Raw genomic sequence first — 1,787 nt, forward strand, 5'->3', positions numbered from 1 at the left:
CCTTGTGAAGGGGGAGGCCGGGAGGGGGTTGAGAGAAAGTCGGAGAGTTTTCTCGATAGATGGCAGGAGCTGGAGTGGGACGATATCGGCATGCAGATCCGCGCCAAGACCGCCGCCGATGTAGAGCGGGCGCTGACTACCTCCCGCCGCACCCTGGCCGACTTTATGGCGCTGATCTCCCCGGCCGCCGAGGCGTATTTGCCGCAGATGGCAGCCGAGGCCGAGCGCCTGACCCGCCAGCGCTTTGGCAACACCATCGGCTTCTATGTGCCCCTCTATCTGTCGAACCTCTGTGCCAACGACTGCACCTACTGCGGCTTCTCCATGAGCAACCGCCTCAAGCGCAAGACCCTGAATGCAGAGGAGATTGAGCGCGAGTGTCTGGCCATCAAGGCGCGCGGTTTTGACAGCGTGCTGCTGGTGACCGGCGAGCACGAGCACAAGGTGGGGCTCGCCTATTTTCGGCAGGTGTTGCCCATCATCCGCCGTCACTTCAGCACGGTGGGGATGGAGGTGCAGCCCCTCTCGCAAGCCGAGTACGCCGAGCTGAAAACCCTCGGCCTCGATTCGGTCATGGTCTATCAGGAGACCTACCACGCCCCCACCTATGCCCGCCACCACCTGCGCGGCAACAAGCAGGACATCGCATGGCGCCTCGCCACGCCGGATCGGCTCGGCCGCGCCGGTATCGACAAGATAGGGCTGGGGGCGCTCATCGGTCTCTCTGCGGACTGGCGTGCCGACAGCTACTTCGTCGCCGAGCACCTCGCCTGGCTTGAGCGCCACCACTGGCAGAGCCGCTACTCGCTCTCCTTCCCGCGCCTGCGCCCCTGCACCGGCGGGCTGGAGCCTGCCGTGGTCATGTCGGATCGCCAGCTGGCCCAGCTTATCTGCGCCTGGCGCCTCTTCTCGCCCACGCTGGACTTGTCCCTCTCGACCCGCGAGTCCGCCACCTTTCGCAACGGCGCAGTGCGCCTTGGCATCACCCAGATGTCGGCCGAGTCGCGCACCCAGCCGGGTGGCTATGCCGAGGGGGATAAAGAGGAGCTGGAGCAGTTCGCCATCCACGACGACCGCCCGGTGGGGGAAGTGGCCGCCGCCGTGCGGCTGGCAGGGTTGCAGCCGGTGTTCAAGGACTGGGAGCCCTTCCTGGGCCGATAGGGGCGGCCACGCCCCTTTGCCGGTGGCATCCCGGCGTCCAGCCAGACTCCGTGCCTGTGGCAAGCAGGCACGGCTTTGCCGTGCAGGACGTGAGGCCGCTGACCTCGAAGGGGTTTCGCCCGCCCTTCGGGCTTGGGCGAGTAACTTTTCTTTGCGTGGCCAAAGAAAAGTCACCAAAAGAAAGGCCACCCCCGCTTATTCGCCCTACTTCATCGGGTTCCTTCGGCTCACCCGCTTGTCCGACGGCACGCGCCGACGGGCCATCCATGGCCCGGCGCCGCTCGCTCGACATCCTGTCTCGCGGCCTGGACAAGCGTGCTCGCCTCAGCGAATAAGAGGGGGAACCAAAACCGTGCCCGCCATAACCTCAGGGAGTGGTCGTAGGGTGCAATTCGCTTCGCTTATTGCACCCTACGGTAATACACCCTGTGAGGACGAAATTTAAGCATCTATTTCTCTTAAATCTTCAATTATTGGGGTGAGCCATCCAACAACTTGAGAAGTGAAAATTTCCCATGAGGGGTGTTTAGATGCTAAATAGCTGTTCCGAATAGTAGATCACCGGAGGAAGGGAACTCAGTCCAGTTTGTGCGATCTGATTAGTCGCTAAACAAAACAAGCCACAC

1 protein-coding gene is annotated in these 1,787 nt (G+C 62.6%); it reads left to right on the plus strand.

Annotated features, from left to right (window positions below; all coding sequences use genetic code 11):
* The coding region (thiH, locus tag AB5Y64_RS05705) for a 2-iminoacetate synthase ThiH (protein WP_368203438.1) at positions 1-1,161 on the plus strand (1,161 nt) is incomplete at its 5' end.
* Positions 1,162-1,787: the final 626 nt, after the last annotated feature.

The sequence above is a fragment of the Aeromonas sp. R5-1 genome (assembly GCF_040908265.1).
GTDB lineage: Bacteria > Pseudomonadota > Gammaproteobacteria > Enterobacterales > Aeromonadaceae > Aeromonas > Aeromonas caviae.